The sequence below is a fragment of the Pseudomonas putida genome, from assembly GCF_050990305.1.
GTDB lineage: Bacteria > Pseudomonadota > Gammaproteobacteria > Pseudomonadales > Pseudomonadaceae > Aquipseudomonas > Aquipseudomonas putida_AH.
The window spans coordinates 20,612-33,687 of the sequence record NZ_CP158817.1 but is presented as its reverse complement, the minus strand read 5'-3'; the positions used below and the strand labels follow the sequence as shown (position 1 = coordinate 33,687).

Annotated in this window: 13 protein-coding genes; 6 read left to right on the top strand and 7 right to left on the bottom strand. The window is 59.9% G+C overall.

The annotated features are described in order from the left end of the window. Positions 1-14: 14 nt before the first annotated feature. Both ABTV22_RS00160 and ABTV22_RS00155 read right to left on the bottom strand, forming a co-directional pair. A complete protein-coding gene (locus ABTV22_RS00160) occupies positions 15-782 on the bottom strand; it encodes a TerC family protein (protein ID WP_433737978.1) in 768 nt (255 codons plus the stop codon). 85 nt (positions 783-867) lie between these two features. Next, on the bottom strand, positions 868-2,175 hold the full coding sequence (locus tag ABTV22_RS00155) for a CitMHS family transporter (RefSeq protein WP_433737977.1): 1,308 nt from the start codon (positions 2,173-2,175) through the stop codon (positions 868-870). Between the two features lie 413 nt (positions 2,176-2,588). On the opposite strand from ABTV22_RS00155, the gene ABTV22_RS00150 reads away from it, so the two are divergent. Beyond that, a complete protein-coding gene (locus tag ABTV22_RS00150; protein ID WP_433737976.1) occupies positions 2,589-2,990 on the top strand; it encodes a GFA family protein in 402 nt (133 codons plus the stop codon). A 17-nt stretch (positions 2,991-3,007) separates the two neighbouring features. Here ABTV22_RS00150 and ABTV22_RS00145 read toward each other — a convergent pair whose 3' ends face one another. Then, the gene (locus ABTV22_RS00145) at positions 3,008-3,334 is read right to left on the bottom strand and encodes a DOPA 4,5-dioxygenase family protein (RefSeq protein WP_433737975.1); all 327 of its coding nucleotides are present in this window, start codon (positions 3,332-3,334) and stop codon (positions 3,008-3,010) included. Between the two features lie 86 nt (positions 3,335-3,420). Here ABTV22_RS00145 and ABTV22_RS00140 point away from each other — a divergent pair, with 86 nt between their 5' ends. Further along, positions 3,421-4,086 carry an NAD(P)-dependent oxidoreductase gene (locus ABTV22_RS00140; RefSeq protein ID WP_433737974.1) on the top strand — a complete coding sequence of 222 codons (666 nt, stop codon included), beginning with the start codon at positions 3,421-3,423 and terminating at the stop codon, positions 4,084-4,086. A 70-nt stretch (positions 4,087-4,156) separates the two neighbouring features. Here the strand turns inward: ABTV22_RS00140 and ABTV22_RS00135 are convergent, their stop codons facing one another. Next, a complete protein-coding gene (locus ABTV22_RS00135; RefSeq protein WP_433737973.1) occupies positions 4,157-5,107 on the bottom strand; it encodes a choline sulfate utilization transcriptional regulator in 951 nt (316 codons plus the stop codon). A gap of 114 nt (positions 5,108-5,221) precedes the next feature. Between ABTV22_RS00135 and betC the strand changes: the two genes are divergently transcribed. The 3 genes from betC (at position 5,222) to ABTV22_RS00120 (ending at position 9,384) form a co-directional block, all read left to right on the top strand. Beyond that, positions 5,222-6,736 carry a choline-sulfatase gene (gene betC, locus ABTV22_RS00130; RefSeq protein WP_433737972.1) on the top strand — a complete coding sequence of 505 codons (1,515 nt, stop codon included), beginning with the start codon at positions 5,222-5,224 and terminating at the stop codon, positions 6,734-6,736. A 16-nt stretch (positions 6,737-6,752) separates the two neighbouring features. Next, complete coding sequence (gene choX, locus ABTV22_RS00125; protein WP_433737971.1) at positions 6,753-7,670, top strand: choline ABC transporter substrate-binding protein; 918 nt, start codon at positions 6,753-6,755, stop codon at positions 7,668-7,670. Between the two features lie 145 nt (positions 7,671-7,815). After that, the gene (locus tag ABTV22_RS00120; protein WP_433737969.1) at positions 7,816-9,384 is read left to right on the top strand and encodes a SulP family inorganic anion transporter; all 1,569 of its coding nucleotides are present in this window, start codon (positions 7,816-7,818) and stop codon (positions 9,382-9,384) included. Positions 9,385-9,500: 116 nt separating this feature from the next. Here the strand turns inward: ABTV22_RS00120 and aroE are convergent, their stop codons facing one another. Both aroE and hemF read right to left on the bottom strand, forming a co-directional pair. Next, positions 9,501-10,322 (bottom strand): shikimate dehydrogenase, encoded by an 822-nt coding sequence (aroE, locus tag ABTV22_RS00115; RefSeq protein WP_433737967.1) that lies wholly within the window; start codon positions 10,320-10,322, stop codon positions 9,501-9,503. A gap of 13 nt (positions 10,323-10,335) precedes the next feature. Next, positions 10,336-11,250, bottom strand: coding sequence for an oxygen-dependent coproporphyrinogen oxidase (gene hemF / locus ABTV22_RS00110; RefSeq protein WP_433737966.1), 915 nt, complete (start codon positions 11,248-11,250; stop codon positions 10,336-10,338). A gap of 163 nt (positions 11,251-11,413) precedes the next feature. On the opposite strand from hemF, the gene ABTV22_RS00105 reads away from it, so the two are divergent. Beyond that, positions 11,414-12,391 (top strand): NADPH:quinone reductase, encoded by a 978-nt coding sequence (locus ABTV22_RS00105; RefSeq protein WP_433737965.1) that lies wholly within the window; start codon positions 11,414-11,416, stop codon positions 12,389-12,391. A 112-nt stretch (positions 12,392-12,503) separates the two neighbouring features. On the opposite strand, the gene ABTV22_RS00100 is transcribed toward ABTV22_RS00105, so the two are convergent. Beyond that, on the bottom strand, positions 12,504-13,061 hold the full coding sequence (locus ABTV22_RS00100; RefSeq protein ID WP_433737964.1) for an L-threonylcarbamoyladenylate synthase: 558 nt from the start codon (positions 13,059-13,061) through the stop codon (positions 12,504-12,506). Positions 13,062-13,076 lie beyond the last annotated feature (15 nt).

The window sequence follows — 13,076 nt, the reverse complement described above, 5'->3', positions numbered from 1 at the left end:
CCACAGGTTTTACGTTACTGCCCTGGAATGTCCTTGCGCAGTTTCACTGGCTCTTGCTGCTGCTTTTTGCGAGCGATGGCGGTGCGCATCTTGATATTGATCGCTTCCACCGCCAGCGAGAACGCCATGGCGAAGTAGACGTAGCCTTTTGGCACGTGAACGTCGAAGGATTCGGCGATCAGCACGGTACCCACCACCAGCAGGAACGACAGCGCCAGCATCTTCAGCGAAGGGTGCTTGTCGATGAACGCGCTGATGGTGCCGGACGCCAGCATCATCACCAGCACCGCCACGACGATGGCCGCGACCATGACCGGTACATGGGACACCATGCCGACCGCGGTAATCACCGAGTCCAGGGAGAACACGATGTCGATGATCGCGATCTGGATGATGGTGTAGAGGAAGTTTCCGCCTTTCACACTCGGCTCGTCGTCGGATTCGTCTTCACCTTCCAGCGCGTGGTACATCTCTTGCGAGCTTTTCCACAGCAGGAACAGGCCACCGAAGAACAGGATCAGGTCACGCCCGGAAATACCCTGGCCGAACACTTCGAACAGATCGGCGGTCAGGCGCATGACCCAGGTGATCGACAACAGCAACAGAATCCGCGTGACCATGGCCAGCGCCAGACCGAAAATTCGGGTGCGCGCCTGCATGTGCTTGGGCATGCGGCTGACCAGGATCGAAATCATGATGATGTTATCGATACCCAGAACGATTTCCAGGGCGGTCAGGGTGAAGAAGGCAACCCAAATTTCAGGGTTGGTCAGCCATTCCATGTGTATTCCTTTGAGCGAGTGTTAAACCACAAGGGGTCCAGGCTTCAGACTGCGAAGCCGGGACCCCGGGTGGCGAGTCTTTGGATTATAGAGTGCTGAACAGCGGGAAAATCCCCATCAGCAACGCGGCAACCAGTATGCACATGCACACCAGCACTGCCCACTTCAGGGTAAAGCGCTGGTGATCGCCGAAATCGATACCGGCCAGGGCCACCAACAGGTAGGTCGATGGTACCAGCGGGCTCAGCAAGTGGACGGGCTGACCGACGATCGAGGCACGTGCCATTTCCACCGCAGTAATACCGTAGTGGCTGGCAGCTTCGGCAAGAACTGGTAACACGCCGTAATAAAATGCGTCGTTCGACATGAAGAAGGTGAACGGCATGCTCACCAGCGCCGTGATCACGGCCAGGTACGGGCCGAGGAAGTCCGGGATCACCGACAACAGGCTTTTCGACATCGCGTCGACCATGCCGGTACCGGAGAGGATGCCGGTGAAGATACCAGCGGCAAAGATCAACCCGACCACCGCCAGAACGCTGCCAGCGTGGGCCGCGACGCGGTCCTTCTGTGCTTGCAGGCACGGATAGTTAACGATCATGGCGATACTGAAGGCCACCATGAACAGCACGGGCAGCGGCAGCAGGCCAGCGATCAGGGTGCACATCAGGACCAGGGTCAGGGCGCCGTTGAACCAGATCAGGTTCGGACGACGGGCGTCCGGGAACTGCGAAACGGTGATTTCGCTGTGATCGATTTCATCGCCCACCAGATGCAGCTCACCCAGGCGCGCACGCTCACGTTTGCCGTAGAAGTAAGCGATCGCCAGGATGGCCACGACACCGGCAGCCATCGCCGGGATCATCGGAACGAAGATGGCCGAAGGGTCGACATGCAGCGCACTGGCCGCACGGGCCGTAGGGCCACCCCATGGGGTCATGTTCATCACGCCGCCGGCGAGGATGATCAGGCCAGCCATGATCCGCGGGCTCATGCCGATACGGCTGTAGAGCGGCAGCATGGCAGCGACGCAGATCATGTAAGTGGTCGCGCCGTCACCATCGAGGGAAACGACGAGCGCCAGCACGGCAGTACCGACCGACACTTTCAGCGGGTCGCCCTTGACCATTTTGAGGATCTTGCGCACGGCCGGGTCGAACAGGCCGGAGTCGATCATCAGGGCAAAGTACAGAATGGCGAACATCAGCATCACGCCGGTCGGCGCGAGCTTGGTGATGCCCTCGAGCATCATCGGGCCGATTTTCGGGCCGAAACCACCGAACAGAGCGAAGACGATCGGGATGATGATCAGAGCGATCAGCGCGGACAGGCGCTTGGTCATGATCAGGAACATGAAGGTGATGACCATGGCAAAGCCAAGGAAAGTCAGCATGGGAATACTCCAGGCGTAGCGCAGCTAGGGAATGGGCGGACCGGGTGGGATCAGCGCAAAACGGGAAGCACAAGACGTACGGGTGGAGTTGTGGCGAAGCGGCGGGTAAAGGACATCAGGGTCACCATTGTTGTTGTTAAATGGACCTGGCGAGCAATCGAACACTCGCATTGGCCAACCGGTCTATTGCCGGCAGTGGAGGCGATCCTAATCGGGGAAGCTTTCAGCCAGCTTTCGCCAATGAAAGGGCTGATCGGAAGTACGACCGGTCGTCGGATGGGGCAAGGAGTGAGGCCGAGTTGAATTCATCGCGAGCATGCTCGCTCCTACAGGGGACCTGGGGGTACACAAACCTCTGTAGGAGCGAGCATGCTCGCGATGGCGTCAGTGAAAACACATCAGGAGGAAAGGGCATGGCCAACATCCACACCGGCGGCTGCCATTGCGGACAGCTGCGCTACCAGTTCAGCGGGCCGTTGCAAGATATCGCCCACTGCCATTGCTCGATTTGCCGACGGGTCAGCGGCGGCATCGTCACCACCTGGATCACCGTGCCCTCATCCGCTTTCCAATGGCTGGCTGGCACGCCATCACTGTACGACTCTTCCTCCACCTGCGTGCGCTACTTCTGCGGCCACTGTGGGGCGCAGTTGGCACTGACAACCCACCTCAGTCCTGAAAGCATCGACGTGACCATCGCGACCCTCGACCACCCCGAACGGGCTCCAGCCGAGCGACATATCTGGACCGACAGCCGCTTGCCATGGCTGCACTTGGACGAGCATTTGCCCGGCGAGCCAGAAGAAACCTTATAAACTTAAATTAATATTGATCAAAAAATAGACAGATCCAGCGGGCGAATCGCGCCCATCCAGATCGCATGCTCGCTGTGATCCAACAGATCGTCGCCGGTGTCCGGATGCAGGAACACCACTAGCCCCTTGCGGTTGAGCGCGAGCCACGGCAGCACTTCGCCGATCAACTCCGGTCCGAAGGCCAGCTGGCAACTCCAGTCTGGATGCGGGCCCACCGGGCGCTCGTGCACGCGGCCCATTTTCAACGGGAACAGCTGCGCGGCCTGCTCGCACAAGGCTCGCGCCTGATCGACGGTGCTGGCGTCGAAATACACGTGGGCGTGATATCCCTTGATCCGTTGCATGGAAACCCCTCTGAAACCGATTCGAACCCTCACCGTTTCCCGCAGGTCACACGCCCTATAACCCCCGCAGACATCGGAGCCTGGCCATGAAAAATGCAGAAACCCCGGTAGTGAAAGTGGTGCTCTATGGTGCCATGAGTAGCCTGGGCAGTGCGCTGATGGTGGAGATGCTGCGGCGCCAGCATGAAGTGATCGCCATTCTCGATGACCTGACGGCGCTCGCACCGCGACCCGGCTTGCGTACCAAGACCGGCGATCTGTTCGAGGCAGAACGGGTCAAGCAAAGCGTGGCCGGCAGTTCGGCGGTCATCTGCCTGTTAGACGCACCGGGATTACCGTACAACAGTGAGCACGTTGAAAAGAATATCGTGCCCGGCCCCGTCGAACAGGTGCTGGCGGCAGACGCGTTGATCGATGGCATGCAGGCGGCGGGCGTTTCCCGATTGTTTTTGGTGGGCGATTTCGACGTACTGGACGACCCGGAGACATTCGAGCCGCTGCAACGTCACGCCGCCGAGGAGATCCGCGAAGCCCTGCAGAGCAGTTCGCTGCGCTGGACACTGGTGAATGCGCCGCGAAGCGTACCCGGATTGACCCTCGAACATTTCATTCGGGTCGGCAGCCATCTGGAGCCTGGCCTGGCCGAGCCCATTGAGCGCCTGACCCGGACGGCAGTGGGGATCGCCGACGAGTTACATCTGAACCTGCACATTGGCGAGCACGTCAGTTTCATCGCGACTTCAGAATCTTGAAGATCGCAGCCTTCGGCAGCGCCTACACATAAACCTGTAGGAGCTGCCGAAGGCTGCGATCTTTTGATATTCAAACCGCAATCGAAGGAGACGACAGGCCATTGAGCGTTTGCGCACTGCTGGCCTGCTCGGCCATCAACCAATCGACGAACCGCTGGATCAACGCGCCCCGCCGTTTGCGCTGGGGCAACACCACGTAATACCCCAGCCTGGACATCACGGTTTCGGCAATCGGGCGGCACAACAAGCCTTGTGCCAGCAAGTTATCCACAAGGTGACGCCAACCAATGGCCACCCCCTGACCACCGATCGCGGCTTGGATCAGCAGGGTGTAATTGTCAAAGCGCAGCTGCCCTGGGGCAGGCGGCGAGGTAATCCCCAGCTCGCGGAACACGCCACTCCAGTCAAACCAATTACTGCTGTGTTCGCCGCGCAAATGCAGCAGCGGGAACTCCAACAACGCCTGGGTGGGCAAGGGCAGGGGACGCTCGTTCAATAGCTGCGGGCTGCAGACCGGGAAGACTTCTTCGCTGAACAACCAATGGCTTTCGCCCTGCTTGAAACGGCCATCACCGAACAACACTGCCACATCGATATCGGTACGCAGCATGTTGTGGCTGCGCTCACTGGTCACCAAGCTGACGTCCACCTGTGGATTGGCTGCGTGGAAACGGTGCAAGCGCGGCATCAACCAGTAAGCGGCAAAGGCGAAGTCAGTGGCTACCTGGAGCACTTCGTGCTGCTGTTGCGCGCTGATCGCACTCAATCCGGCGTCGATCTGCTGCAAACCAAGCTGAACCTGCTCGAAAAGAATGATTCCTGCCTCGGTCAACTCAATGCCGCGATAAATGCGATCGAACAAGCGGGTCGCCAGTTGCTCCTCCAACCGTTTGATCTGCTGGCTGATCGCCGGTTGTGTCGTGCCCAGCTCAACCGCCGCCGCCGTGAAGCTGCGTTGCCGAGCCGCGGACTCGAAGGCACGCAGCAAATCCAGAGACAGTTCACCGAGCGCGTCATACATAAGCTGTACTTATCCTAGTCATTGCCGTGCATGGGCTTTACCACAAAGTGCACGGGTTACATCCTCGATCCCAGCACTCTCGCATAAACATCCACTATGGAATGCCGCGATCACATGAAGCGCAAGAACATTCTTTTCATCATGGCCGATCAAATGGCCGCGCCAATGTTGCCGTTCTACGGTCCTTCGCCGATCAAACTGCCTAACTTGAGCCGCCTCGCCGCCGAAGGCGTGGTGTTCGACGCCGCCTATTGCAACAGTCCTTTATGCGCGCCGTCGCGCTTTACCCTGGTAAGCGGTCAGTTGCCGAGCAAGATCGGCGCCTACGACAACGCGGCGGATTTCCCTGCCGATGTACCGACCTATGCCCATTACCTGCGGCGCCTCGGTTATCGCACAGCCCTCTCGGGCAAGATGCATTTCTGCGGCCCGGATCAGTTGCACGGGTACGAAGAGCGCCTGACCAGCGATATCTATCCAGCCGACTACGGTTGGGCGGTGAACTGGGATGAACCGAAGGTGCGTCCGACCTGGTATCACAACATGTCGTCGGTGCTGCAAGCAGGGCCCTGCGTGCGCACCAACCAGTTGGATTTCGACGAAGAAGTGGTGTTCAAGGCGCAGCAATACTTGTTCGATCACATCCGCGAGGATGGCGACCAGCCGTTTTGCCTGACTGTCTCAATGACCCACCCACATGACCCGTACACCATTCCCAAGGCTTTTTGGGACCTGTACGACGACGCCGACATCCCATTGCCGACAACTCCGGACCAGCACGATCTCGATCCGCACGCCCAGCGTCTGCTCAAGGTCTACGACCTGTGGGATAAACCGCTGCCTGTGGATAAGATTCGCGACGCACGCCGAGCCTATTTCGGTGCATGCAGCTATATCGACAGCAACGTCGGCAAACTTCTGCAAACCCTCGAAGATACCGGACTGATCGATGACACCATCATCGTCTTCTCCGGTGACCACGGCGATATGCTGGGCGAGCGTGGCCTCTGGTACAAAATGCACTGGTATGAGATGGCCGCGCGGGTACCCCTGTTGATAAGTGCCCCAGGGCAGTTCGGTGCCGGTCGGGTCAGCGCCTCGGTGTCCACCGCCGACCTGCTGCCGACCTTTGTCGAACTGGCCGGCGGCTCACTGGAACCAGGCTTGCCGCTGGATGGCCGTTCGCTCGTCCCGCATCTGCAAGGGCAGGGCGGTCACGATGAAGTGTTCGGCGAATACATGGCCGAAGGCACCATCGGCCCTTTGATGATGATTCGCCGTGGTCACTACAAATTCATCTACAGCGAAGACGATCCCTGCCTGCTCTTCGATGTGCACAATGACCCACGCGAACTGGAAGAACTCAGCCATTCGCCGCAACATCGCCAGCTGTTCGAAGATTTTCTCGCCGAAGCACGGGCTAAATGGGACATTCCGGCGATCCACCACCAAGTACTCGCGAGCCAGCGGCGCCGGCGTTTCGTCGCCGACGCCCTGACCATCGGCAAGCTCAAGAGCTGGGACCACCAGCCGCTGGTGGACGCCAGTCAGCAGTACATGCGCAACCACATCGACCTTGATGATCTGGAGCGTAAAGCACGTTATCCACAACCCTGCCAAAACCAATAATGTTAAGGGGAAGTCCATGCAAAGGTTATCCACAGCACTGACGGTCGGGCTCCTGGCCTTGAGCAGTGCATCGGTGTACGCCGATCAATGCGAGACGGTGAAAATGGCCGACCCTGGTTGGAGCGACATTGCCGCGACCAACGCCATCACCGGGTTTCTGCTGGATGGCATGGGCTACAAGGCCAAGGTCGACACCCTCGCGGTGCCGATCACCTTTGGCGGGCTCAAGGACGGCCAGGTCGATGTGTTCCTGGGCAACTGGATGCCGGCGCAGCAGGGCTTCTACGACAAGTTCGTGGCCACCGGTGATGTCACACAGCTGGCCAAGAACCTCGACGGCACCGAATTCACCCTCGCGGTGCCGGACTATGTATGGGACGCGGGTGTGCATAACTTTTCCGACCTGAACAAGTACGCGGACAAGTTCGATCACAAGATCTACGGCATCGGCTCCGGCGCACCAGCCAACCTGTCCCTGCAGGAGATCATCAAGAAAAACGATTTCGACATGGGCCAATGGAAACTGGTCGAGTCCAGCGAGCAGGCCATGCTGGCCGAAGTGTCTCGCGCGGTGAAGAAACAGAAATTCGTCACGTTCCTCGGCTGGACCCCACACCCGATGAACGTGCAGCTGAAAATGCATTACCTCAAGGGTGGCGAAAAGTACTTCGGCGACACGGGTAGCGTTCATACCCTGACCCGCAAAGGTTATGCACAGGCCTGCCCGAACGTCGGCAAGCTGCTGACCAACCTGAATTTCACCCAGGAGATGGAGAACAGCATCATGGCCGAGGTGGTGAACAAAAAAGTCAGCAATGCCGATGCGGCCAAGGCGTGGATCAAGGCTAACCCGGCGGTGCTGGATAAATGGCTCGATGGCGTGAAGACTGTGGATGGCAAGGATGCGTTGCCGGTGGTCAAGGCCAAGCTCTGACCCACTTCTGTAGGAGCCGGCTTGCTGGCGATAGCGGTGCATCCTTCAATATGAATGGCGCCCGAAACATCGCTATCGCCAGCAAGCCGGCTCCTACGGGTGTTCACCTGCTACCCTTGCGCAAAATTTCCAACCGAGAGGCTTCATGGCCCTTCCCAGCCGCCATTCACTCTTCCCATTTCTCACCTGGTTGCCCCGGCAAACCCGCGCCAGCGTCGGCCGGGACCTGATGGTCGGCCTCAGCGGCGCGATTCTCGCGTTGCCGCAATCCATTGCCTACGCCCTGATCGCCGGCCTCCCGCCGGAATACGGTTTATACGCGGCGATCATTCCGGTACTGATCGCTTGTCTGTGGGGTTCGTCGTGGCATTTGATCTGCGGTCCTACAGCCGCCATCTCCATTGTCCTGTACGCCAGCGTCAGTCCTCTGGCCGTTCCGGCGACTCAGGACTACGTCACCTTGATCCTGCTGCTGACGTTCCTGGCCGGGATTTTCCAGTGGCTGCTCGGGCTGCTGCGGTTTGGCGCGCTGGTGAACTTCGTCTCGCACTCGGTGGTGCTCGGTTTCACCCTCGGCGCGGCGGTGGTGATCGCCATCGGCCAGTTGCCCAATCTGCTGGGGCTGGATTTGCCGAACCAGGCCACCGCGCTGGACAGTTTCATCACACTGCTCAAGCACCTCGCTGAAGTCGATCGGCCCTCCCTGATCCTGGGACTGGCGACCGTGATGGTGGGCGTCGTCCTCAAGCTCTGGCTGCCACGCTGGCCGACGCTGCTGATAACGCTGGTGCTAGGTGCGTTGTTGGTCTGGTCCTGGCCCTCAATGTTCGGTCACGTTGAGCTGGTCAGCGCCTTCGCCGGCAAGTTGCCGCCCTTCAGCCCATTGCCGCTGGACCTCGATTTGATCCTGCGCCTGCTCCCGAGCGCAGTGGCGGTGGGCATGCTTGGACTGGTCACCAGCCTGTCGATTGCACGCTCGCTGTCGGCACGCTCGCAGCAGTTGCTCGACGCCAATCAGGAGGTCCGCGCCCAGGGTTTATCCAACATCGTCGGTGCATTTTTTTCCGGATCGCTGTCGGCCGGTTCTTTTACCCGCTCGGGACTGAGCTACGAAGCAGGCGCTTGCTCACCCCTGGCGGGGATTTTTTCGGCAGTGTGGGTCGCGCTGTTCGCGATCTTCGGGGCGCAGTTGATCGCACACATTCCGATCCCGGCCATGGCCGGCAGCATTTTATTGATCGCCTGGGGGCTGGTGGACCATCGCGGCATTCGCGCCTTGCTGCGGGTCAGCCGCGCCGAATTCCTGGTCATGGCCCTGACTTGCGTGGCTACGCTGCTGCTGGAACTGCAGACGGCGATCTATGCCGGAGTACTGGCATCGCTCTTCTTTTACCTCAAGCGCACCTCGCAACCACGGGTACAGCATGTACGCAATGGCGATGAGGACATCCTGCGGGTGGGCGGTTCGATCTTTTTCGGCGCCAGCCACTACTTGCAAGTCCGCCTGCAACGGATGCACGGCGCACGGGTGGTGATCGAGGCGCAGCAGATCAACTTCATCGACTATTCAGGTGTGGAAATGCTGCATCAAGAGGCGCGACGGCTGTTGGGGCAAGATCGCAGCCTGACACTGCGCCGGGCACGGCCGCAGGTGGTGGAAGAGCTGAGGAAGCTGGAAGGAGCGGAGAAATGCCCAATCCGTTTCGAGGATTGAACATCGAACCTTGTAGGAGCGAGCATGCTCGCGATGGCCGTGAACGATAACGCGTGAAACCAGATGCCCAGCGGCGCCTGTGGATTCATCGCGAGCATGCTCGCTCCTACAGGGAATTAGAGGGCCAATTGTCGACGTAATTCGGCCAGCACCGGCGCCGTGTCCGGCCGCACACCGCGCCACAGGAAGAAGGCTTCCGCCGCCTGTTCGGCCAGCATCCCCAGACCATCCATCGACACCGCCGCGCCATGTTCGCTGGCCCAACGGCAGAACGAGGTCGGCTCCTTGCCGTACATCATGTCGTAGCACACCGTTGTGCCCGGTTCGATCAGGCTGGCGGCAATCGGCGGGACATCGCCGGACAAACTCGCGGATGTAGCGTTGATGATCAGGTCCACCGATTCCTGCAACCAGTCATAGCCGCTGGCCGATACCGGTCCCAGATCGCAGAACAGCTCCGCCAGCAGCTCGGCCTTGTCCACGGTTCGGTTGGCGATGATCACCGAAGCCGGTTGCTCGGCCAGCAACGGCTCCAGCGCGCCGCGCACCGCGCCGCCCGCTCCGAGCAGCAAGATGCGCTTGCCCTTGAGGCTAAATCCGGCGTTGACCGTCAGGTCGCGCACCAGGCCGGCACCGTCGGTGTTGTCACCCAGCAGACTGCCGTCATCCAGCTTGCTCAGGGTATTCACTGCACCGGCCCGCTCTGCCCGCGCAGTCAGGCTATCGGCCAGGCGATAGGCTTCTTCCTTGAACGGAACCGTCACATTCGCTCCGCGGCCTTCAAGGAAAAATGCCCGGGCACAGCCCGAAAAATCGTCGAGAGGCGCCAGCGACGTGCTGTAGTCGAGTTTCTGCGCGGTCTGTTCGGCGAACAGGCGATGAATCAGTGGCGACTTACTGTGGCCAATCGGGTTACCGAAAACGACATAACGGTCCATCAACATTCCTCGTTCAGGCCTCGGCCAACCAGTCGCGGTCTTGCAGGAAATACTCGGTCAGGCGTGCTTCTTCGCTGCCAGGCTGGGCTTTCCAATCGTAACCCCAGCGCACTTGCGGGGGCAGGGACATGAGGATCGACTCCGTACGCCCGCCCGATTGCAGGCCGAACAGGGTGCCACGGTCGTAAACCAGGTTGAACTCGACGTAGCGCCCGCGGCGGTACTCTTGGAACTCCCGCTGCTGGGCCGTGAAGGCGTCGTTCTTGCGACGCTGTACGATCGGCAGGTAAGCGTCGATGTACGCATCACCAATAGCTCGCATGAACGCGAAACTGGTGTCGAAGTCCCATTCGTTCAGGTCATCGAAAAACAGGCCACCGATGCCCCGCGGCTCATGGCGATGCTTGATGTGGAAATAACTGTCGCACCAGGCTTTGTAACGTGAGTAGACGTCTGGGCCGAAGGGTGCACAGGCCTGCTCGGCGACGCGATGCCAATGCACACAGTCATCGATGTTTCCGTAGTACGGCGTCAGATCAAAGCCGCCGCCGAACCACCAGACCGGTTCTTCACCTTCTTTTTCGGCGATGAAAAAGCGCACGTTGGCGTGGGAAGTCGGTACGTGCGGGTTATGCGGATGGATCACCAGCGACACGCCCAGGGCTTCGAAGCCACGCCCCGCCAGCTCTGGTCGATGGGCGCTGGCGGACGGTGGCAAGCCACTGCCGAAGACGTGGGAAAAGTTGACGCCGCCTTTTTCGATGACCGTACCGTTTTCGATCACCCGCGTCCGTCCGCCACCGCCTGCAGGTCGGGTCCAGGCGTCTTCGACAAAGCGCGTGCCGCCGTCTTCGGCTTCCAGTGCAGCGCAAATGCGGTCTTGCAGGTCGAGCAGATAGGCTTTTACGGCCTCGGTGCGGGTAGTCATGGCATCACCTTGGATCGGGCAAAGCTACGCGGTGCTCCATCGGAGCCAGCCTGCGCAAATGGGCGCGTAGCATACCACCGCCGATACACTCGTCGCAGTTGACGAAGATCAAGCTTAGGAGTCCGATAGGGAGCTTCGTTTCGACGACCCAAGGAGAAGGCAAATGGCAAAGCGTATCCAGTTCCGTGCCCATGGCGGCCCCGAAGTGCTCGAGTATGTGGATTACCAACCCGCCGAGCCCGGCCCGCAGCAGGTTCGCGTGAGCAACAAGGCCATCGGCCTGAACTTCATCGACACCTATTACCGCAGCGGTCTCTATCCACCGCCGTCCCTGCCATCGGGTGTGGGTTCGGAAGGCGCGGGCGTGGTCGAGGCGGTCGGCAGCGAAGTCACCCGGTTCAAGGTCGGTGATCGCGTGGCTTATGGCAGTGGCCCGTTGGGTGCCTACAGTGATGTCCATGTCTTGCCCGAAGCCAATCTGGTCTTGCTTCCGGACGCCATCAGCTTCGAGCAGGCTGCCGGCGTTATGCTCAAAGGCCTGACCGTGCAATACCTGCTGCGCCAGACTTATGAACTCAAGGCTGGCGAAACTATCCTGTTCCACGCCGCTGCCGGCGGTGTTGGCTCCTTGGCCTGCCAATGGGCCAAGGCGTTGGGCGTCAAGTTGATCGGCACCGTGAGCTCGCCGGAAAAAGCGGCACTGGCCAAGGAAAATGGCGCCTGGGCGACCATCGATTACAGCCATGAAAACGTCGCGCAACGCGTTCTGGAATTGACCGATGGTAAAAAAGTGCCAGTGGTGTACGACGGTGTCGGCAAGGACACCTGGCTGACGTCACTCGACAGCGTGGCGCCACGGGGACTGGTGGTGAGCTTCGGCAACGCGTCGGGCGCGGTGGATGGCGTCAATCTGGGGATTCTGGCGGCGAAGGGTTCGCTGTACGTAACCCGGCCAACATTAGGCACCTACGCCAACAACGCTGAAAACCTGCAGCGCATGGCCGATGAATTGTTCGAGATGATCATCAGCGGCAAGCTGACGGTGGACATCAGCCAGCGTTACTCACTGGCTGAAGCGGCGAAGGCACAAACCGAGTTGTCGGCACGGCGTACGACGGGGTCGGTTGTGTTGTTGCCTTAAGGACGCCATCGCGGGCAAGCCTTGCTCCTACAGGATTATGTCGAACACACGATATGTGAATGACTCAATCCTGTAGGAGCAAGGCTTGCCCGCGATGAACGATGACACGGTTTCAGTCCGGGCGCACAACCCTGCCGGTTGCCAAATCACGGATCACACTCGGGTTCTTGCGCCCTCCCAGCATCCCACCTAGCACCAGATCAACCTGTCCCCGGAAGTACTGCTCGACGCGAATCCGCGTGCGCGCCGCTGGCCGGCCCTGCGGGTTGGCGGATGTCGACACCAGCGGTCCAACCAACGCGCACAAGTCCCGCACCTGTGGATGATCGCTGACCCGCAGGGCCACCGTTTCGTGCACACCGGTAATCCATTCCGGCAACATGTTCTGATGCGGCACCAGCCAGGTATTCGGCCCCGGCCAAGTACTGGCCATGCGGTCCATCCACAGCTCAGGGAAGTCCTCGAACAGGAAGTCGAACTGGCGAATATTGTCGGCTACCAGAATCAGGCCTTTATCCACGGACCGGCCCTTGATCAATAGCAAACGATCCACTGCTTCTTCGTCCCACGGGTCGCAACCCAGACCCCAGACGGCTTCGGTTGGGTAGGCAATCACCGCCCCTGCGCGAACGGCTCGTGCGGCTTGTTGCACACGCCAACTGTTGACCATGAAAAACTCTCCAGA

Coding starts and splice junctions, on each gene's coding strand:
- ABTV22_RS00105 (WP_433737965.1), top strand. CDS start 11,414: ATGGCAAAGCGTATCCAGTTCCGTGCCCATGGCGGCCCCGAAGTGCTC.
- betC (WP_433737972.1), top strand. CDS start 5,222: ATGAAGCGCAAGAACATTCTTTTCATCATGGCCGATCAAATGGCCGCG.
- ABTV22_RS00100 (WP_433737964.1), bottom strand. CDS start 13,061: ATGGTCAACAGTTGGCGTGTGCAACAAGCCGCACGAGCCGTTCGCGCA.
- ABTV22_RS00120 (WP_433737969.1), top strand. CDS start 7,816: ATGGCCCTTCCCAGCCGCCATTCACTCTTCCCATTTCTCACCTGGTTG.
- aroE (WP_433737967.1), bottom strand. CDS start 10,322: ATGGACCGTTATGTCGTTTTCGGTAACCCGATTGGCCACAGTAAGTCG.
- ABTV22_RS00140 (WP_433737974.1), top strand. CDS start 3,421: ATGAAAAATGCAGAAACCCCGGTAGTGAAAGTGGTGCTCTATGGTGCC.
- ABTV22_RS00160 (WP_433737978.1), bottom strand. CDS start 782: ATGGAATGGCTGACCAACCCTGAAATTTGGGTTGCCTTCTTCACCCTG.
- ABTV22_RS00155 (WP_433737977.1), bottom strand. CDS start 2,175: ATGCTGACTTTCCTTGGCTTTGCCATGGTCATCACCTTCATGTTCCTG.
- ABTV22_RS00150 (WP_433737976.1), top strand. CDS start 2,589: ATGGCCAACATCCACACCGGCGGCTGCCATTGCGGACAGCTGCGCTAC.
- choX (WP_433737971.1), top strand. CDS start 6,753: ATGCAAAGGTTATCCACAGCACTGACGGTCGGGCTCCTGGCCTTGAGC.
- ABTV22_RS00145 (WP_433737975.1), bottom strand. CDS start 3,334: ATGCAACGGATCAAGGGATATCACGCCCACGTGTATTTCGACGCCAGC.
- ABTV22_RS00135 (WP_433737973.1), bottom strand. CDS start 5,107: ATGTATGACGCGCTCGGTGAACTGTCTCTGGATTTGCTGCGTGCCTTC.
- hemF (WP_433737966.1), bottom strand. CDS start 11,250: ATGACTACCCGCACCGAGGCCGTAAAAGCCTATCTGCTCGACCTGCAA.